We start from the raw sequence: 18,874 nt of genomic DNA on the forward strand, positions 1-18,874 counted from the left end.
GGGGCGGCTGATCACGGGTGTTGAGGGGCAGCGTAGCGTCCTCCGGTGACAGGGTTGTCACGGGGGCGTCCCGGGGCGGTCGGCCGGGACTGGGGGTGACCGAGCGGCACGGGGTGCGGCAGGGCGGGTGCGGGCTCGGGGCTGAGGTCGAGGTGCACGTCAGGTGTGGCCCAGGCGTGGCCGGGGTGGACGGGGTGGCCGTATCGGCGGTGGCTGAGCGGGTATCCGTAGTGGCTGGGCTGCGGTACCGGCGGTGGCAGGCCGGCGGTCTCGGCGGTGGGGCGCCCGGGCCGCGGGCGGCTGGGCGGTCGAGCCGCGGCGGTGGGGCTCCCGAGCCGCGGCGGTGCGGGGCTTCGGTCCGTCTGGCCGGTCGAGGCGTCGGCGGTGTTGACCGGTCACTATGTCGACACATACGTTTCAGCCGGAGGAGAAAGCGCTTGCTGTCACCGGTCCGCCCGGAGCCAACAGGCGTTGGCCAGCGTCTGACGTCCCGTCCGATGGAGTGCTGATCACGTCCATGCCCACACCCAGCAACGCCCACAGTCCTGATCCCGCCCAGAATCCGGACCCGGGTGCGGCCCCGGGCTCGGCTCCGGACCACCCCGCGGCCCCGCTGAACGGCCGCCGCATCCGGGCCGCGATCATCGGCACCGGTGCCATCGCCCGCGGCTCCCACCTGCCCGCACTCGCCCAGCTCGCCGCGGAGGACGAGACGGAGGTGGTCGCCGCGGTCGACATCGACGCCGACGCGGTGAAGGCGTTCTGTGAAGCGGGGGGCGTTCCCCACGCGTACACCGATCTGGACCGGATGCTGGCGGAGCAGCGGCCCGATCTGGTCAGTGTCTGCACCCCGCCGACGCTGCACCGCGAGCAGACCGTGGCCGCGCTGCGGGCCGGCGCCTGGGTGTGGTGCGAGAAGCCGCCCGTGCCCACGCTCGCGGACTTCGACGCAGTGGAGGCGGAGGAGGGCACCGACGGCGGACCGTACGCCTCGATCGTCTTCCAGCACCGTTTCGGTTCGGGCTCGCGGCACGTACGGCGGCTGATCGCCGAGCAGGCCATGGGGCGCCCGCTGGTGGCCCACTGCCAGACCACCTGGTACCGCGACGCCGCCTACTACGCCGTGCCCTGGCGTGGCCGCTGGCAGAGCGAGGGCGGCGGACCTGCCATGGGCCACGGCATCCACCAGATGGACCTCCTCCTCGACCTGCTCGGACCGTGGAGCGAGGTACGGGCCATGGCCGGGCGCCTGGTCCACGACGTGGAGACCGAGGACGTCTCCACCGCGCTCGTCCGCTTCGAGAACGGTGCGATGGCCACCATCGTGAACAGCGTTCTGAGCCCCGACGAGGTCAGCCGCATCCGCATCGACTGCGAGCGCGCCACCGTCGAGCTGACCCACCTGTACGGCCACAGCAACGACAACTGGCGGATCACCGCCGCCCCGGGCGTCCCGGAGGCCGAGGCTGCGGCCTGGCAGGACTTCGGCGCGGACGTGCCGAGCTCGCACCTGGAGCAGCTGCGGGACCTGGTCGCCGCCATGCGTGCGGGGGAGCGGCCGCGCAGCAGCGGTGCCGACGGGCGGACCAGCCTGGAACTGATCACCGCGATCTACAAGTCGGCGTTCACCGACACGACCGTGCGGGCCGGCGAGATCGGACCCGGTGACCCGTACTACACCGCCATGCACGGGGGCGCCCCCGGCTGGGCACCTGTAGTGGCACCGGCATCGGAGACCGCCCCGAGCGAGGAGATCCCCGCATGAGCGCGAACCAGCAGGCCCAGCAGGCTCCGGAGTCCAGCGGTCTGCGTATCGTCCATGCCCACGGCGATCGCATCACCGTCACCGAATCCACCACCGGCGTCGAGCTCTTCAGCTACGTCTACCAGCCGGAGGCGGCCTGGGAGGCGCCGAAGCCGTACCTGCACCCGGTCAGGACCCTGGCCGGCGACGTCGTCACCGACTACCGCCCCAACGACCACCGCTGGCACAAGGGCCTGCAGCTGACGGCCTCGCACCTGTCCGGCCAGAACCTGTGGGGCGGCAACACATACGTTCACGGAGAGGGATATCTCAAACTCCCTGAGCGGGTGGGGTCGATGGCCCACGTCGGCTTCGACGAGGTCGCCTCGGACGGCACCCGGGTCGTGATCGCCGAGCGGCTCACGTGGCACCCGTACACCGGGGAGCTGTGGGCCGACGAGGAGCGCCGGATCGAGGTGCACGACGTCGATCCGGCGGCGGGGTCCTGGGCGCTGACCTGGACGAGCGCCATCACGAACAGGCGTGACGAGCCGCTGCGGTTCGGCAGTCCGACCACCGCCGGGCGCGAGATGGCCGGTTACACGGGTCTGTTCTGGCGGGGGCCGCGGGCCTTCCGGGACGGGCGGATCATCGGGCCCGACTCCGAAGGGCCCGAGCTGATGGGCGAGCAGGCGCCCTGGCTCGCCTACTCGGGAGAGCACGACGTCACGGACGGGCACGCGACCCTCGTCTTCGCCCACGCACCCGAGAACGACCACGCGGGCACCGGGGGTACCCACCCGGCCCACTGGTTCGTCCGCAACGAGCCCTTCGCCGCCGTCGCCCCCTCCTGGGCCTTCTTCGAGGAGCTGGAGCTCGCTCCCGGCGACACGCTCACCCGCCGCTACCGGGTTGTCGTGGCCGACGGGGCGTGGGAGCGGGCGGAGATCGCCAAGTACCTGGAGGAGCACCCGTGGTGAGCCCCCGCGACGAGCACGAAGGGTACGACGAGTACGAGGGATGCGAGGGGTGCGGGAGGTGAGTGCTGTGGAGTTCACGGGACTGCCGGGAGCCGTCGCGGTCTCGCATCTGTCCGTCTACGACTGGCCCGCAGCGGACGGAGTGTGCGGCGGAACTCCCCATATGCACCTGACCTGTTCGGAGGCGTACGTCGTCACGGGCGGGCACGGCGCGGTGCAGACCCTCACGACGTCCGGGTACGAGGTCACGCCCCTCGTGCCCGGCACGGTCGCCTGGTTCACGCCCGGCACCATCCACCGGCTCGTGAACGAGGACGCCCTGCGCATCACGGTGCTGATGCAGAACAACGGGCTCCCCGAGGCGGGTGACGCCGTGCTCACCCTGCCGCCCGAGTACCTCACCGACCCGGAGACGTACGCCGCCGCCACGGCCGTCCCGGCGGACGTGCCCGAGGAGGAGCAGGAGCGGATCGCCCGCGCCAGGCGCGACCTCGCCCTGCGGGGCTTCCGGGCGCTGCGCGATGCCGACGGGCCCGAGCCGCTGGCCGCCTTCCACCGGGCCGCGGCCGCGCTGGTACGGCCCCGGCTCGCCGAGTGGCGGGCGCGCTGGCAGCGCGGTGCGCAGGCGGCTGCCGCGGCCACGGGGGACCAGCTCGACCGGCTGGACCGGGGCGATCTGTCGCACCTCTCCGACGCCGTGGTGAAGGCCGAACAGCCCGCGGCGTACGGCAAGTTCGGGATGTGCGGGCGGCTCGACGTCTACAAGGGGACTGCCTGATACAAGGGGGCCTCCTAAGGGGGCTTCCTGAGGATTCCGTGGGGCCCCGGGAGTCCCTGGGCTCCCCACGGAATCGCGGGCGGGAAAGCCCGGTCGGCGCACGCGTCGGGCCTCTCGTCGCCCTCGCCCTCGCCCTTGTTCCTCTCCCTCTCGCTCGCCCTCGTTCTCATCCCGCGACTCGTTACGCCACCGCCGGGCCCGCCACCGTCCAGCCCGGGGTCTGCGGGTGAGCCGTCAGGTCGTCGTGCCGGATCTCGTCGCCGCACTCCGAGCAGACGACGCGAGGGACGAGTTCGTGGCCGCAGACGTGCTCCAGCACCATCGGAGGAGACTCCGGGTTGAGGTGGCGGTCGCCCCACTCCTTGAGCGTGACCAGGACCGGCTCCAGTTCCAGTCCGGCCGGGGTGGGCCGGTACTCATGGCGCAGCGGCTTCTCGCTGTACGGGGTCTTCTCCAGCACGCCGACGTCCACCAGCCGCTTCAGGCGCGTGGCCAGCACGTCGCGCGGGGCGCCGATGTTGCGGACGAGCTGGTCGAACCGTCCGTTGCCGAGGCACACCTCGCGCAGGACGAGCAGGGAGTACTTCTCCCCGACGAGCGCCAGGGTGTCGGCGATCGAACAGGGTCGGGGGTCTTTGGCGGCGGGCATACGCCCAGTCTAGGGGAGAGTTTGCCTTTCCAACTCTCCTAGTTTGTTTTTCCAACTCGCTCGGCTATGGTGGGTTTGGATTACCTACTCACTGGTAATCGCCCTGGCATCCGCCGGCCAAGGAGGGCCGCACCATGCGCGACGCAGTCATCGTCGAAGCCGTACGCACCCCCGTCGGCAAGGGCAAGCCGAACGGCGCCCTCGCCCACGTCCACCCCGTGGAGCTCCTCGCCCACACCCTGCGCACCCTCGTCGAGCGCTCCGGTGTGGACCCGGCACTCGTCGACGACGTCATCGGCGGCACCGTCGACCAGGTCGGCGAGCAGGCCATGAACACCACCCGGTACGCCGTGCTCTCCGCGGGTTTCCCCGAGACGGTGCCCGCCACCACGGTCGACCGCCAGTGCGGCTCCTCCCAGCAGGCGGTCCACTTCGCCGCCCAGGGCGTCATGTCGGGGGCGTACGACCTGGCCGTCGCCTGTGGTGTGGAGTCGATGAGCCGTGTGCCGATGTGGTCGAACGTGCCCGCGGGCAAGGACCCCTTCGGCCCCGGGGTCGCCGACCGCTACCCGGAGGGCCTGGTGCCGCAGGGCATCAGCGCCGAGCTCATCGCCGCCAAGTGGTCCATCGGACGTGAGCAGATGGACGCCTTCGCCGTGTCCTCCCACCAGAAGGCCGCGTCAGCTTGGGACGGCGGCCTCTTCGACGCCGAGGTCGCGCCCCTGGAGGGTGTGACACGCGACGAGTGCGTACGCCCCGGCAGTACCACGGAGATCCTCGCCGGACTCAGGCCCGCCTACTACGACCCGGAATTCGCCGAGCGGTTCCCGCAGATCGAGTGGAACGTCACCGCGGGCAACGCGAGCCCCGTCAACGACGGCGCCTCCGCCGTGCTCATCGCGTCCGGCGAGACGGCGGCCCGCCTCGGCCTGCGCCCCCTCGCCCGGCTGCACAGCTTCGCCGTCACCGGCTCCGACCCGCTGCTCATGCTCACGGGGGTCGTCCCCGCCACCGAGAAGGTGCTCCGCAGGGCGGGGCTGACGCTCGACGACATCGACCTCTTCGAGGTCAACGAGGCCTTCTCCAGCGTCGTCCTTGCCTGGCGGCAGGAGACGGGCGCCGACCTCGCCAAGGTCAACGTGCACGGCGGCGCGATCGCGATCGGTCACCCGCTGGGCGCGAGCGGCACCCGGCTGACGACGACCCTCGTGCACGCCATGCGCGCGCGGGGCGCCCGGTACGCGCTGCAGACGATGTGCGAGGCGGGCGGGCTCGCCAACGCGATGGTGCTGGAGAGCGTCTGATCGCGGCGCCGGCTTCAGTGCCCGCGCAGGTGGTGCCGCTTGCGCCAGGCGATGACCGCGCCGATCAGGGCCGGCACCGCGATGACACCGATGGCGATCAGGAAGACGGGCGAGGTCGGCGTCGAGGCACGGGCGCCGGCGACGACGTACGCGGCGGTGTTCGGGATCGAACCGAGCGCCGTCGCGAGCAGGAACGGCAGCCAGCCCATGCGGGAGACAGCCGCGCAGTAGTTCACCGCCCAGAACGGCAACCCGGGGAACAGCCTGCACGCCATCATCGAACGGAAGCCGTGCCGGCTGAGCTGTTCGTCGGCCACCTTCAGGAAGCGGGCGCGCAGCAGCGGGCGCAACGCGTCCTGCCCGAGGAGCCGGCCGAGGCCGAACGAGATCCCTGCCCCGAGGACCGTGCCCACGAGGGCGGTTCCCAGCCCGAGCTCCGAACCGAACACGGCGCCCGCCGCCAGGTTGAGCAGCGGCCGGGGCACGAACGCGGCCGTGCACAGCCCGTAGGCCGCAGCGAACACCACGGCCGCCGCGGCCCCGCCGAGCTGTGGCGGCCAGCCCTCGGCCAGCAGGCGCTGCGGCTCGAACAGCAGCATGCTCGACGCGGCGCCCGCGAGCAGCGCGACGAGCAGCGCGAACCGCGACCAGGGCGAGCGGAGCACTCTGGTGCACCGGGCGACGAGACCGGTCGGCGCCTCAGGGGCGACGGTGTCCGGGACGACGGCGAGCTCCGCAGCGGTGGCCTGGGGATCGGCCGTGGCGGTGCCTCCAGAGCGGGTGGTGGCATCGAGCATCCGGCGACACTAACCGACCAATGTGAGTGATCGCCGTACGGTTCGTCTCATCGGCGTCACGGGAAGGGGAACAGCCGGATACGTCCGTCCGAGTGCCGTACGGTCGCCCCGCGGGCGTCGCGCTGACGCGAACCGCCGGCGCGCACCGCACCCGCGGACGACCGGGAGCGGGACGCCGCCAGGGGCGCGGGTCCGCGGGACGTCACGGGATCACCGGGCCTGAGCAGGTCCGATGACCCCGGCCTGGCGCGGACGGTGCTCTGAAATCCCCCGCGCGTCCCGAAGCGAGGCCACCGCGGTTCGTGGCGCGCGCCGCCGCTCCTGCTGGTGCGTGGGCACCACCGCTACGGAGAGCGCCACGGAGAAGACGACCCAGCGTTCATGTGAAGCATCTCTCGTCCCAACTCGCCTTCGCCAAGCACCACCTCCCCCAAGAACCACCCCCACCACGGGCCACCCCGACAGGCGCCACCTCCACCGAAAACCATTCGACGCGGACGGCCGGGTCGGCGATGATCGACGGCATGTTCCGGCACGCCTTCGTCCTCGCAGCATCCGCGCCCGTCGCGGATGCCCCGAAGGCTGCCCTTCTGATCGTCGCGGCCGCCCCGGACGGCGCCCGAAGCTGACCCTCCCCGGATCGTCCGGCGGACCCCGCAGGGGGAGGGTCGGCAAGTCCTCGGGGTCCCCGTTCCGGCCGCGTTCCCGCGCCGGGGCCTTCACTCAGCATCACTGAGAGGCTTCGAGGTACCGCCATGCCCAAGACGGCTTACGTCCGCACGAAACCGCACCTGAACATCGGCACGATGGGTCACGTCGACCACGGCAAGACCACCCTGACCGCCGCCATCACCAAGGTCCTCGCCGAGCGCGGCGCCGGCGCCGGCACCCGGTTCGTGCCGTTCGACCGCATCGACCGCGCCCCGGAGGAGGCCGCGCGCGGGATCACCATCAACATCGCGCACGTCGAGTACGAGACCGACACCCGGCACTACGCGCACGTCGACATGCCCGGCCACGCCGACTACGTCAAGAACATGGTCACCGGCGCCGCGCAACTCGACGGGGCGATCCTCGTCGTCTCCGCGCTCGACGGGATCATGCCGCAGACCGCCGAACACGTGCTGCTCGCCCGGCAGGTGGGCGTGAACCACATCGTGGTGGCGCTCAACAAGGCCGACGCCGTCGACGACGGCGAGGACACGGTGCTCACCGACCTCGTGGAGCTGGAGGTCCGGGAACTGCTCACCGCGCACGGGTACGGGGGCGACTCGGTACCCGTCGTACGGGTCTCCGGCCTCAAGGCCCTGGAGGGCGACCCTCGTTGGACGGCGTCCATCGAGGCGCTGCTCGACGCGGTGGACACGTACGTACCCATCCCCGAGCGGTACCTGGACGCGCCGTTCCTGCTGCCGGTCGAGAACGTGCTCACGATCACCGGTCGCGGCACGGTCGTCACCGGTGCCGTCGAGCGGGGCACGATCCGCGTCGGCGACCGGGTCGACGTGCTCGGCGCCGAGCTGGAGAGCGTGGTCACCGGGCTGGAGACCTTCGGCAAGCCCATGGAGGAGGCCCAGGCCGGGGACAACGTGGCGCTGCTGCTCCGCGGGGTGGCGAGGGGTTCCGTCCGGCGCGGGCATGTCGTGGCGGCGCCCGGCAGTGTCGTACCGCGTCGGCGCTTCACGGCGCAGGTGTATGTGCTGTCGACGCGCGAGGGCGGGCGTACGACGCCCGTTGCCACGGGGTACCGGCCGCAGTTCTACATCCGCACCGCGGATGTGGTGGGTGACGTCGACCTCGGTGAGGTGGCGGTCGCGCGGCCCGGTGACACCGTCACGATGACGGTGGAACTGGGACGTGACGTGCCTCTGGAGGCCGGGCTCGGGTTCGCCATCCGTGAGGGCGGGCGGACTGTTGGTGCGGGGACGGTGACTTCGGTCCACTGAAGGGGGCGGTTGTCGTGTGTGTGGGGGACTGCGGGTCCGTTGTGGCTGGTCGCGCAGTTCCCCGCGCCCCTTGCGGGCGCGGCCCATCGTGACCCTGTACCGGCACAATGGACCCGTGACCGAACCCATACCCGTCACCCGCGTCACCGACCTGGGGACCGCCAGGCTCATGCCGGACGTCGACCGGAAGCGGGCCTGGCTGCTGACGGTGGACGGGGCGCCGCAGTCGTACGTCGACCTGGACGCGCCCACGCATCTGGAGTTCGAGTACGCGCGGCGGCTGGGGCACGTGCTGGACACGGTCGCCGCGCCGGGGCGGGCGCTCGACGTGCTGCACCTCGGCGGGGGAGCACTCACCCTGCCGAGGTACGTCGCGGCGACCCGGCCGGGCTCGCGGCAGCACGTGGTGGAGTTCGACCGCGGGCTGTTGGACCTCGTCGTCGAGCACCTGCCCCTGCCCGACGGCCACGGGATCACGGCGCACGGCGCGGACGCCCGGGAATGGCTCGAAAGCGCCCCGGCCGACTCCGTGGACGTCCTGGTCGCGGACGTCTTCGGCGGCTCTCGCGTCCCGGCGCACCTGACGACCGTGGCGTACGCGCGCGCCGCCGAGCGGGTGCTGCGCACCGACGGCGTCTACCTGGCCAACCTCGCCGACGCGGCGCCGTTCGCCTTTCTCGTATCCCAACTCGCCACGTTCGCCGCGGTGTTCGAGGAACTCGTGCTGATCGCCGAGCCTGCCGTGCTGCGCGGCCGTCGCTTCGGCAACGCCGTGCTCCTCGCCGCCCACCACCCGCTCGACACCACCGCGCTCATCCGCCGCACCGCCGCCGACGCCTTCCCGGCGCGGGTGGAGCACGGCCGGGCGCTGCGCGACCTCATCGGCGGCGCCACGCCCGTGCGCGAAGAGGACGCCGTACCGTCACCCGAGCCGCCCGACGGGGCCTTCAGTATCGGCTGAGCCGCCGGCCGAGGCGGGCTCCGGCCCGGACCCACCGTCCGGCGCTCCCTGGGCCACCGGCTTGCTGCGCCGCGTCAGATTCCGTACGTCCCGCACGCACAGCACCGCCGCCGTCGCCACCACGACCAGCGCCGCACAGCCCCACAGGGCGCCCGACCGCCCGAAGGCGCCCTCCGCCGGGCCCGCGAGCGCCGTGGCGATGGGTACGACCGACACGGAACCGAACCAGTCGTACGCGGAGACGCGGGACAGCTTCTCCTCCGGGATCTCCTGGTGCAATGCGGTCATCCATGAGACGCCGAACACCTCGATCGACAGACCGCTCACGAACATCGCCACGCACAGCAGGGTGACCGGCACGGGCACGGCGAGCGCGGCGGACGGCAGGGCGAAGGGGAAGACGCACACGATGCCCACGAGGAGCAGCCGGCGCGGTTTCCAGCGGGTCATCAGCAGCGCACCGGCCGCCATGCCCGCCCCGTACAGGGCCAGTGCCAGGCCCCATGGTCCCGCCCCGCCCAGACTGTCCCGGGCGACCTGGGGCCCGTAGACCGCGTCGGCCGCGGAGACGACCGCGTTCACCAGGGAGAACTGGACGACGATCGCCCACAGCCAGGTACGGCCGGTGAACTCCCGCCAGCCGTCCCGGAGATCGGCGAGCAGGCCGCCTCCCGGTTCGCGCGGCGGGATGTGGCTCACATCGAGGAAGGAGCGCATCGCCGCGGCGACCGCGAACGCCGCCGCGTCCAGCGCCAGCACCCAGCCGGGCCCGACCACGGCCACCATCACGCCGCCGAGGGCCGCGCCGCTCAGCGTCGCGCCCTGCGACGCGAACCGGAACAGGGCGAAGGCGCGGCCCGCCTGCTCACCTGTGACCGAGGCCATCAGCATGCCCTCGGCCGCCGGATTGAAGAACGCCTGCCCGGTGCCGCCGAGGGCCGACAGCAGCATCATCTGCCACAACTGCGGCTCGCCGGCCAGGATGAGCACCGCGAAGGCGCCCTGAGAGAGGAAGTTGAGGGTGTTCGCCGCGACCATGACGTGGTGCCGGGGGATGCGGTCCGCGACGGCGCCGCCGATCAGCAGGAACAGCACCAGCGGCAGCGTCCGCGCCGCCGCGACCAGGCCGACGTCACCACCGTCGCCACCCGTTTCCAGGACCGCGAACGCCGCGGCGATCAGGGCGCCGTGGCTGCCCAGGTTGGTGACGACCGCGGCGGCGGTCAGCAGGGTGTAGTTGCGGCCCGCCCAGGCGGGGCGGAGGCGGGAGGCGGCGGGTGAGGTCACCGAGCGACTATCGCCGCCGTGGCGCCCGCTTGCCAAACATGTTTTCGGCCTCGGTCGGCGGGAGCGCCCGGCTTCCGGCCGACCGAGGCCCGAGCGCGGCTCGGGGCGGAGCGCTCACCGATCGGGTTCGCCCTCGGCGAGGCGCACCGTGCTCAGGATCTTCTGGACCGTGGCCTCCGGGATCTCCCCGTCGACGCCCTTGGCGCCGAACAGGCTCCAGGCCACGAAATCGCCCGAGCCGTTCTTGAACGCGAAGGTGATGGCCTTTCCGTCGCTGTCGCACTTGCCCTCGTGCGGTGTGTTGGCCGAGTAGGCCGTGGCGAGACTGCCGGTGAGGCCTGACTTCGTGGTGTACGACTTCGCCCTGGTGTACGTGATGCTCTTCGTGTCCGGCTGTGTGTAGCCGCCGTACACATACAGCGGCACCCGGTTCTCGGCCGCCTCGTCCGTGGAACTGGCGCCGTTGTCGCCGCTCGTCCCGGTGATGGCCAGCGCCGTCTCGTTCTTGGCGCCGTCGTCGTCCTCGCTCGTGCACCAGGTGGGTTTCAGGTAGGCGGGGGAGCTGACGCTGATCTGGCCCCTCTCGCCGTTTTCCTTCCACTCGAAGCCGGTGATCCTGCCCGGGGTGCCGACTTCCCAGTCGGCGGGGACGTCGAACGCCGTGCCGTACTTCGGGTTGATGACGACCTTCCAGCCCGGGACGGTCGGCTTCTCCCCCTCGGCGCTGCGCGAGTCGTCCGTGCTGTCGTCGGAGGCGGACGTGGAGGCGCGCGGCTCGGCCGGAGCGCTCGCCGGTGGCGTCTCCTTGCCGTTGTCGCCCTTGGCCTTCTCCTCCTTGTCGCCGCCGAGGACGAGGAAGCCGGTCACCCCGGCCGCGATCACGACAGCCGTGGCCGCCACGATGGCGGTGATCTTCGTCTTGTTCCCGTCACCGCCCGCGTCACCGCTCGGTGGCTGCGGGGCACCCGTCGGCGACTGCGTGCCCCACTGCTGTTGCGCGTACGGGCTGGGCTGCTGGTACCCAGGTTGCTGGTACGGGTTGGGCTGCTGGTAACCCGGCTGCTGGTACGGGTTCTGGTCCTGCGGGTGGTGCTCGCCCCCGGGCGGCTGCTGCTGTCCTGGCCACATGGGCAGTCACCTTAGGCCCTGTCGCCCGCAACACGTTTCGGTACCGTCCCTACGTCAGCCCTGTACCGGGGCAGCGCCGGCTCCGCCCCGGGGCGGGACGTCCGCGGCGAGGGGTGCGCGTCATGCCGGTGCTTCGTCGGTCATGGAGGCGCGGAGCCGGGCACTGGCCATGCGCATGTGCTCGGCCATGGCCCGGTCCGCCGCCTCGGGGTCGCGGGCGCGGATGGCCTGCAGCACCGCCTCGTGCTCGCACAGGGTGCCGCTGACGGTCCCCTCGATGTCGCTGACGCGCTCCATCCACACCTGCAGCAGCGCGCGAATGCTGTGCAGGATGTCGCTGAGTACGCTGTTACGGGCGATACGGGCCGTTTCCAGGTGGAAGTCGATGTCCGCGTCGATGAAGGCTTTCGCGTCGCCGGCGGCCGCGTGCATGTGCTGAAGGTGCGTTTCCAGGAGCGCCAGATCCTCGTCCGTCGCCCGCTCGGCGGCCAGCCGGGCCGAGACCGCCTCCATGTAGGTGCGCACCTCGACCAGGTCCTGGGTCCGGCGCTGGCCCAGCATCAAGCCCCAGTTGATCGCGCGGGGCAGAAACTCCGAGGTGCCCTCACGTACGTACGAGCCGGATCCGGGGCGGATCTCGATGATGCCGAGCACGTCCAGGGCCGACAGGGCACCGCGCACACTGGAACGCGCCACACCGAGAGCCTCGGCGAGCTGACGCTCGGCGGGCAGCCGGGTGCCGGGGCTGATGTCGCCGGCCGACAGATGGTCGAGCAGGCGCTTGGCGACCTCGCTGACCGAGGACTCGCGGACAACGGGACGCAGGAGCTGCGCGAGGTCGGAGGTGGCGCCGGAGGGCTGCTGATCAGGCTGACTGGTCACGGTCACCAGTCAACCAGATGGGTTCTCGCGAGTTTGACCAGCCAGTTCATCAGTCCTATGGGTCGGGTTTGTCAAGAGTTGGGGCGGTGTCGTGTCTATGATCGTCGCCACACCGGTAAATTGGTGACCAATTTAGATCTGGCGCCTAGCGTGACATCGAACCGGCCGACCGCGCCCTGACGCGAGCCGCCGGAGCACCCACCCCGGACGGAGTTGTCCGGGCGAGCCGAGGAGTCGCCATGGTCGCCGACGCGCCATCCACGGCAGTCGAGAGAACTGCCATCAAGAAGATCTCAGTCCGCCTCGTGCCGTTCGTGGCACTGATGTTCTTCGTGAACTACCTGGACCGCACGGCCGTCTCGTTCGCCGAACCGAACGGGATGGGGGAGGACCTCGCCCTGACGGCCGCGCAGTTCGGTTTCGCGTCCGGGATCTTCTTCCTCGGCTACATCGTGCTCGAGGTCCCCAGCAACATGGCCCTGCACCGCTACGGAGCCCGGCGCTGGCTGGCCCGGATCATGGTGACCTGGGGCATCGTCTCCCTGCTCTTCACCTGGGTGAACAGCAGCGGCGAGCTCTACACCCTGCGCTTCCTTCTGGGCGTGGCCGAGGCCGGGTTCTTCCCCGGCGCCATCCTGTTCCTCAGCCAGTGGGTGCCCTCCCGCCACCGCACCAAGATCCTCGGCCTGTTCTACCTGGCCCAGCCCCTCACCACCGTGTTCGGCGCCCCGCTGGCCGGCTGGCTCATCGGGCACCATGGACTGTTCGGCCTCGAGGGCTGGCGCGTGATGTTCCTGTTCGTCTCGCTGCCCGCGATCGTCCTGGGCGTCGTCGCCTGGTTCTACCTGATCGACAAGCCCGCAGACGCCAAGTGGCTCACCCCGGCCGAGCGTGACTGGCTGACGAACGAGCTGGCCGCGGAGAACGCGCACAAGACCGGCAACGACGGCAAGCACGCCAAGGGTGACCTCAAGACCGCCCTGAGCAGCGGTCGCGTCTGGGTCCTCGCGCTGGTGTACTTCGGCTTCGTCTACGGCCTGTACGCGCTCGCCTACTTCCTGCCGACGATCATCAGCGGCTTCCAGGAGCAGTACGACACCACGTTCAGCGTGATGGACAAGGCCTGGATCACCGCCATCCCCTACCTGCCCGCGGCCATCGTGCTGTTCTTCTGGACCCGGCACGCCACCCGCCACGGCACCCGCACCTGGCACATCGCCGGCCCGGCCGTCGTCGGTGGCCTGAGCATCCCGGTCGCCCTCTACATGGGCTCCCCGGCCGCCACCGTCGCCGTCATCACCGTGACCGCCTGCTCCATCTTCGCCGCCCTGCCCGTCTTCTGGTCGGTACCCTCCCGTTTCCTCACCGGAGCGGCCGCGGCAGCCGGTATCGCCCTCATCAACACCATGGGCAACGTCGCCGGATTCGCAGCCAGTTACATCACCGGCTGGCTCAAGGACTGGACCGGCACCTACTACGCACCGCTCTACATGGTCGGCTTCTTCATGCTGCTGTCGGCCGTCCTGATGATCTGGCTCTCCGCCCGCGGCCACACCGCCGAACCGGCCTCCGGAACCGAGCACCAGCAGATGGAGACCGTTCGATGACCCGCTTGTTCAACGACCCCGCGGCCTTCGCCGACGAGGCACTCGAAGGCTTCGCCGCGGCCCACCGTGACCGGGTCCGCCCGGTCACCGGCGGGGTCGTCCGGGCCGGGGCCACCCCGGCCGGGCAGGTCGCCGTGGTCATCGGCGGCGGCTCGGGCCACTACCCGGCCTTCTCCGGTCTGGTCGGCCGCGGCCTGGCCCACGGAGCCGCCGTCGGCAACGTCTTCGCCTCGCCCTCCGCCGGGCGGATCGGCTCCGTGGCCCGCGCCGCCCACGGGGGAGCCGGCGTCCTGCTGATGTACGGCAACTACGCCGGTGACGTCCTCCACTTCGGCCAGGCCGCCGAGCGCCTGACCGCCGACGGCATCGAGGCCCGTACGTTCGCCGTCACCGACGACATCTCCAGCGCGGCTCCGGAGGAGTCCGCCAAGCGGCGTGGCATCGCCGGCGACCTTCCCGTCTTCAAGGCTGCCGCTGCCGCGGCCGAGCAGGGCCTGCCGCTGGACGAGGTGCTGGCCGTCGCCGGGCATGCCAACGCCCGCACCCGTTCCTTCGGCATCGCCTTCTCCGGCTGCACCCTCCCGGGCGCCGACCACCCCCTGTTCACCGTCCCCGAGGCCCGGATGGCGGTCGGCCTCGGCATCCACGGCGAACCCGGCATCGGCGAGGACGCCCTGCCCACCGCAGACGAGGCCGCCCGCCTGCTGGTCACCTCCCTGCTCGGGGAACTGCCCGAGGGCGTCGAACGCCCGGAGGGACAGCGCGCCGCGGTCATCCTCAACGGGCTCGGCTCGGTCAAGTACGAGGAACTCTTCGTCGTCTACCGCAAGGTCGCCGAACTCCTCGGCGAGGCCGGCGTCGACATCGTCGAACCGGAGGTCGGCGAACTCGTCACCAGCTTCGACATGGCAGGTGTCTCCCTCACCCTGACCTGGCTGGACGACTACCTGGAGCGGCTGTGGCGCGCTCCGGCCGACGCCCCCGCCTACCGCAAGGGCTCTCTTGACGCTCCCGAGGCGCCGGGCGTGGGCAACGCCTCCGTGGCCGAGGACACCGACGACACCGTCGTCCCCGAGGCGTCGGACGACTCCCGGGGGGCCGCCGCCACCGTCCTCGCGGTGCTGAACACGGTGGCCGACATCATCGACACCCATGCCGAGGAACTGGGCCGCATCGACGCCGTCGCCGGCGACGGCGACCACGGCATCGGCATGCAACGCGGTTCCACCGCCGCCCGGCAGGCCGCCGCCGGCGCCCACGCACAGGGCGCGGGAGCCGGCACGGTCCTCGCCCGGGCCGCCGACGCCTGGGCCGACGAGGCGGGCGGCACCTCCGGCGCCCTGTGGGGCACCATGCTGCGTGCCCTCGGCACCGCCCTCGGCGACCGGGACGCCCCCACCGCCACCCGCGTCGCCGACGGCGTCGCGCAGGCCTCCGCCGGCGTACGCCGCCTCGGCGGCGCCGAGGTCGGCGACAAGACGATGGTGGACGTCCTCGTGCCCTTCGCCGACACGCTCACCGCCGCCACGGCCACCGGAACCCCGCTGACCGAGGCCTGGGACCGCGCCGCCACCGCTGCCGAAACCGCGGCCGCCGCCACCGCCGACCTCCTGCCCCGCAAGGGCCGGGCCCGCCCGCACGCCGAGAAGTCCCTCGGCACCCCCGACGCGGGAGCCCACTCGCTCGCCCTCATCGCCCGCGCCGTCCACGGCGTCCTGCTCGACCACCACTGAGGAAAGCCGAAATGACCGACAAGCTTCGCATCGTCGTCGGATCCGACGACGCCGGCCACCAGTACAAGGAAGCCCTCAAGCAGGACCTGCAGAGCAGCTCCCTCGTCGCCGAGGTCACCGATGTCGGCGTCGACGCCGACGGCCACACCGCCTACCCCAGGATCGCCATCGCCGCCGCCGAAATGGTGGCCCGCGGGGAGGCCGACCGAGCCCTGCTGGTGTGCGGCACCGGCCTCGGCGTCGCGATAGCCGCCAACAAGGTCAAGGGCATCCGCGCCGTCACCGCCCATGACTCCTTCTCCGTCGAACGCGCGATCCTCTCCAACAACGCGCAGATCCTGACCTTCGGCCAGCGCGTCATCGGCCTCGAACTCGCCCGCCGACTGGCCGCCGAGTGGCTCACCTACCGCTTCGACGAGACCTCCCCGTCGGCCGACAAGGTCCAGCTGATGTGCGACTACGAGAACTCCGAGAACACCGAGAGCGCTGCCGAGACCGGGGCAGCCGCCTGATGTCCGGCCCCGCAGCACCCGTCCTGCTGGGGGTGAGCCTGAAGATGTACTTCGGCCACCACCAGACCCTCAACTGGGCGCGCAAGGTGGCCGACCTGGCTCGTGACCACTCCGCCGTCACCTCCGGCGCCGCCCGTCTGTTCGTCCTTCCGGCCTTCCCGGCCCTCGTCCCCGCGGGCGGCATCCTCAACCCGTACGGGATCTCCGTCGGCGCCCAGGACATCGCCACCGAGGACACCGGTCCCTACACCGGAGAGGTCGGCGGCCCCTCCCTGAAGGAGATCGGCTGCCGCTACGCCGAGGTCGGCCACGCCGAACGCCGCCGCCTGTACGGCGAGGACGACACGGTCGTCGCCGCCAAGACGGCCGCCGCCCTGCGCAACGGCCTCACCCCGGTCCTGTGCGTCGGCGAAAGCGACCGGGGCACGCCGCAGGAGGCAGCCGAACGCACGGTCGCCGAGACCGCCCGCCTGCTGCACGGCCTCGACGGCACCGTGGTCCTCGCCTACGAACCGCAGTGGGCCATCGGCGCGCCCCAGCCCGCCTCCACCGAGCACATCGGGACCGTCTGCACCGCCCTGCGGGAGTGGCTCGACAGCCGCCCCCAGCACACCGGTTCGACGGTCATCTACGGCGGCAGCGCGGGCCCCGGCCTGCTCACCCGGCTCGCGGGCACGGCGGAAGGCCTCTTCCTCGGCCGGTTCGCCCACGACCCCGCGAACGTCGCGGCCATCCTGGACGAGATCCGTACCCCGGCACCCGCGGAGGTGGCGTGATGGCCTACGGCATCAGCACCTACGCCTACTTCTGGCGCATCTCCCGGCGCGCGCCGCGGCCGATGGACCTCACCGACATGCTGCGCGACACCGCACGGCTCGGCGGCCAGGTCTTCCAGATCTGCGACTACCTCCCCATCGAGTCCTACGACTCGGCCCAGCTCGCCGACGTCCGCGCCACCGCGCACGACCTCGGACTGCGCCTTGAGCTCGGCACCCGGGGCGTACGCACCGAGCACCTCCGCACCTATCTGCACCTGGCGGAGGAACTGGGCGTCACGCTGGTCCGCTCCATGCTCAACACGGCCGACCACCAGCCGGATCCGGCCGAGGCGGTCGCCCTGCTCAAGGAGTCCGTACCCCGCTACGCCGCCGCCGGCGTCACGCTGGGCCTGGAGACCTACGAGCAAGTCGCCACCGACGACCTGCTGGCTGTCGTACGAGGGGTCGACAGCGAGCATCTCGGCGTTGTCCTGGACCCCGGCAACAGCGTCGCCCGGCTGGAACGCCCGACGGACGTCGTGAACGCCACCGCGCCGTACGTGGTCAACATCCACGTCAAGGACTTCGCCTTCACCCGGCGCGACGGCTGGGTCGGCTTCACCTACGCCGGCTGCCCGCTCGGCCAGGGCCTCCTGGACTACGACGCCATGATCGCCGCCGTCCGGCCCGAGGAACGCGGCATCAACCAGATCGTGGAGCACTGGCTCCCGTGGCAGGACGAGGGCTTCGACGCCACCGCCCGGCTCGAACACCAGTGGACGCAACACAGCATCAACACCCTTTTGAGGAGCGAGTAATGGCCACCGAGATCCAGACCCAGGCCGACGCCAAGACCGTCGCTGTCATCGGGGCCGCAGGCAAGATGGGCCAGCGTGTCTCCAACAACCTGGTCAAGAGCGACTTCCGGGTGCTCTTCAGCGAGGCCTCGCCCAAGGGTCAGGAACTCATCCGCGGCCTCGGCCGCGAGCTGACCGAGTCGGCCGCCGCGGCCGCCGAGGCCGACGTGGTCATCCTCGCCGTCCCCGACGTCGTCCTCGGCAAGGTCTCCGAGGAACTCGTGCCCCTGATGAAGCCGGGCACGATCGTCCTCACCCTCGACCCGGCCGCCGCCTACGCCGGACTGCTGTTCGCCCGCGACGACATCCACTACGCCTGCGCCCACCCCTGCCACCCGTCGGTGTTCCTGGAGCGCACCACCAAGGAGGAGTGGCAGGACACCTTCGGCGGCATCGCCGCCCCGCAGGAGGTCGTCGCCGCGTACGAGGGCGGGGACGACGCCAAGCAGGAGCTGGCCGACTCCGTCATCCGCGTGATGTACGCGCCCGTCGTCGACGTCCACTGGGTGACCGTCAAGCAGCTCGCCGTCCTGGAGCCGACCCTCGTCGAGACCATCGCCTGCATGGTCGGCGCCCTCCTGACCGAGGCCCTGCACGAGACCGTGCACACCGTCGGCGTACCGGAGAAGGCCGCCCGCGCCATGCTCCTCGGACACACCCAGGTTGCCCTGGCCAACACCCTCAAGGGCTCCAACCCGTTCTCGGACGCCTGTCTGATCGCCATGGACTACGGCCGTGAGTCCATCGTGCGCGACGACTGGAAGAAGGTCTTCGAGGACGACGAACTCGACAAGGTCATCACGCGCATGCTGAAGATCAAGGAAATCAAGCGCTGACCTGCCCCCTTCCGGGGTCCGTGCTCTTCCTCCCCGCCCGAGGGGCACGGACCCGGCCGTGAACCCGCACCGCAACCGGCCGCAGGCTCCGCTCCCGGCCGTCGCCCCAAGGAGA

At 71.5% G+C, this 18,874-nt stretch carries 18 protein-coding genes; 13 read left to right on the top strand and 5 right to left on the bottom strand.

From position 1 onward, the window contains the following. Positions 1–517 precede the first annotated feature (517 nt). The 3 genes from E0500_RS37085 to E0500_RS37095 all read left to right on the top strand — a co-directional run bounded on the left by E0500_RS37085 (position 518) and on the right by E0500_RS37095 (position 3,502). The gene (locus E0500_RS37085; RefSeq protein ID WP_131564319.1) at positions 518–1,765 is read left to right on the top strand and encodes a Gfo/Idh/MocA family protein; all 1,248 of its coding nucleotides are present in this window, start codon (positions 518–520) and stop codon (positions 1,763–1,765) included. Continuing rightward, the gene (locus E0500_RS37090) at positions 1,762–2,724 is read left to right on the top strand and encodes a PmoA family protein (protein ID WP_131564321.1); all 963 of its coding nucleotides are present in this window, start codon (positions 1,762–1,764) and stop codon (positions 2,722–2,724) included. Before E0500_RS37085 ends, E0500_RS37090 begins: the two co-directional genes overlap by 4 nt. A 163-nt stretch (positions 2,725–2,887) precedes the next feature. Next, positions 2,888–3,502 (top strand): cupin, encoded by a 615-nt coding sequence (locus E0500_RS37095; protein ID WP_258573908.1) that lies wholly within the window; start codon positions 2,888–2,890, stop codon positions 3,500–3,502. A 181-nt stretch (positions 3,503–3,683) separates the two neighbouring features. On the opposite strand, the gene E0500_RS37100 is transcribed toward E0500_RS37095, so the two are convergent. Beyond that, complete coding sequence (locus E0500_RS37100) at positions 3,684–4,151, bottom strand: helix-turn-helix domain-containing protein (protein WP_131564325.1); 468 nt, start codon at positions 4,149–4,151, stop codon at positions 3,684–3,686. 134 nt (positions 4,152–4,285) lie between these two features. Between E0500_RS37100 and E0500_RS37105 the strand changes: the two genes are divergently transcribed. Continuing rightward, complete coding sequence (locus E0500_RS37105) at positions 4,286–5,455, top strand: thiolase family protein (RefSeq protein ID WP_131564327.1); 1,170 nt, start codon at positions 4,286–4,288, stop codon at positions 5,453–5,455. A gap of 14 nt (positions 5,456–5,469) precedes the next feature. Here the strand turns inward: E0500_RS37105 and E0500_RS37110 are convergent, their stop codons facing one another. Continuing rightward, a complete protein-coding gene (locus E0500_RS37110; protein ID WP_131564329.1) occupies positions 5,470–6,252 on the bottom strand; it encodes a TVP38/TMEM64 family protein in 783 nt (260 codons plus the stop codon). 383 nt (positions 6,253–6,635) lie between these two features. Here E0500_RS37110 and E0500_RS37115 point away from each other — a divergent pair, with 383 nt between their 5' ends. The 3 genes from E0500_RS37115 (at position 6,636) to E0500_RS37125 (ending at position 9,159) form a co-directional block, all read left to right on the top strand. Then, positions 6,636–6,881: a hypothetical protein gene (locus tag E0500_RS37115; RefSeq protein WP_131564331.1), complete on the top strand. Its 246-nt coding sequence runs from the start codon at positions 6,636–6,638 to the stop codon at positions 6,879–6,881. A gap of 126 nt (positions 6,882–7,007) precedes the next feature. Then, positions 7,008–8,198 (top strand): elongation factor Tu, encoded by a 1,191-nt coding sequence (gene tuf / locus E0500_RS37120; protein ID WP_131564333.1) that lies wholly within the window; start codon positions 7,008–7,010, stop codon positions 8,196–8,198. A 115-nt stretch (positions 8,199–8,313) separates the two neighbouring features. Then, a complete protein-coding gene (locus E0500_RS37125) occupies positions 8,314–9,159 on the top strand; it encodes a spermidine synthase (RefSeq protein ID WP_131564335.1) in 846 nt (281 codons plus the stop codon). Here the strand turns inward: E0500_RS37125 and E0500_RS37130 are convergent. The 3 genes from E0500_RS37130 to E0500_RS37140 form a co-directional block, all read right to left on the bottom strand. Beyond that, entirely contained in the window at positions 9,121–10,446 is a 1,326-nt protein-coding gene (locus tag E0500_RS37130; RefSeq protein ID WP_131564337.1) for an MFS transporter, read from the bottom strand. The genes E0500_RS37125 and E0500_RS37130 overlap by 39 nt on opposite strands. A gap of 114 nt (positions 10,447–10,560) precedes the next feature. Next, positions 10,561–11,574: a hypothetical protein gene (locus tag E0500_RS37135; RefSeq protein ID WP_131564339.1), complete on the bottom strand. Its 1,014-nt coding sequence runs from the start codon at positions 11,572–11,574 to the stop codon at positions 10,561–10,563. Positions 11,575–11,694: 120 nt separating this feature from the next. After that, the gene (locus E0500_RS37140; RefSeq protein WP_131564341.1) at positions 11,695–12,462 is read right to left on the bottom strand and encodes a FadR/GntR family transcriptional regulator; all 768 of its coding nucleotides are present in this window, start codon (positions 12,460–12,462) and stop codon (positions 11,695–11,697) included. Positions 12,463–12,695: 233 nt separating this feature from the next. Between E0500_RS37140 and E0500_RS37145 the strand changes: the two genes are divergently transcribed. The 6 genes from E0500_RS37145 to E0500_RS37170 are packed head-to-tail and all read left to right on the top strand — an operon-like array spanning position 12,696 to position 18,759. Next, entirely contained in the window at positions 12,696–14,063 is a 1,368-nt protein-coding gene (locus tag E0500_RS37145; RefSeq protein ID WP_131564343.1) for an MFS transporter, read from the top strand. Then, complete coding sequence (locus E0500_RS37150) at positions 14,060–15,796, top strand: dihydroxyacetone kinase family protein (RefSeq protein ID WP_131564345.1); 1,737 nt, start codon at positions 14,060–14,062, stop codon at positions 15,794–15,796. Before E0500_RS37145 ends, E0500_RS37150 begins: the two co-directional genes overlap by 4 nt. A gap of 11 nt (positions 15,797–15,807) precedes the next feature. Further along, positions 15,808–16,308 (top strand): ribose-5-phosphate isomerase, encoded by a 501-nt coding sequence (locus E0500_RS37155; protein ID WP_131564346.1) that lies wholly within the window; start codon positions 15,808–15,810, stop codon positions 16,306–16,308. Beyond that, a complete protein-coding gene (locus E0500_RS37160; protein WP_131564348.1) occupies positions 16,308–17,084 on the top strand; it encodes a triose-phosphate isomerase family protein in 777 nt (258 codons plus the stop codon). Before E0500_RS37155 ends, E0500_RS37160 begins: the two co-directional genes overlap by 1 nt. Then, a complete protein-coding gene (locus E0500_RS37165) occupies positions 17,084–17,884 on the top strand; it encodes a sugar phosphate isomerase/epimerase (RefSeq protein ID WP_131564350.1) in 801 nt (266 codons plus the stop codon). Before E0500_RS37160 ends, E0500_RS37165 begins: the two co-directional genes overlap by 1 nt. Further along, the gene (locus E0500_RS37170; protein ID WP_131564352.1) at positions 17,884–18,759 is read left to right on the top strand and encodes a phosphogluconate dehydrogenase C-terminal domain-containing protein; all 876 of its coding nucleotides are present in this window, start codon (positions 17,884–17,886) and stop codon (positions 18,757–18,759) included. The genes E0500_RS37165 and E0500_RS37170 overlap by 1 nt, the downstream gene beginning before the upstream one ends. Positions 18,760–18,874 lie beyond the last annotated feature (115 nt).

The organism is Streptomyces sp. KM273126 (assembly GCF_004337435.2).
GTDB classification, from domain to species: Bacteria; Actinomycetota; Actinomycetes; order Streptomycetales; family Streptomycetaceae; genus Streptomyces; species Streptomyces acidicola.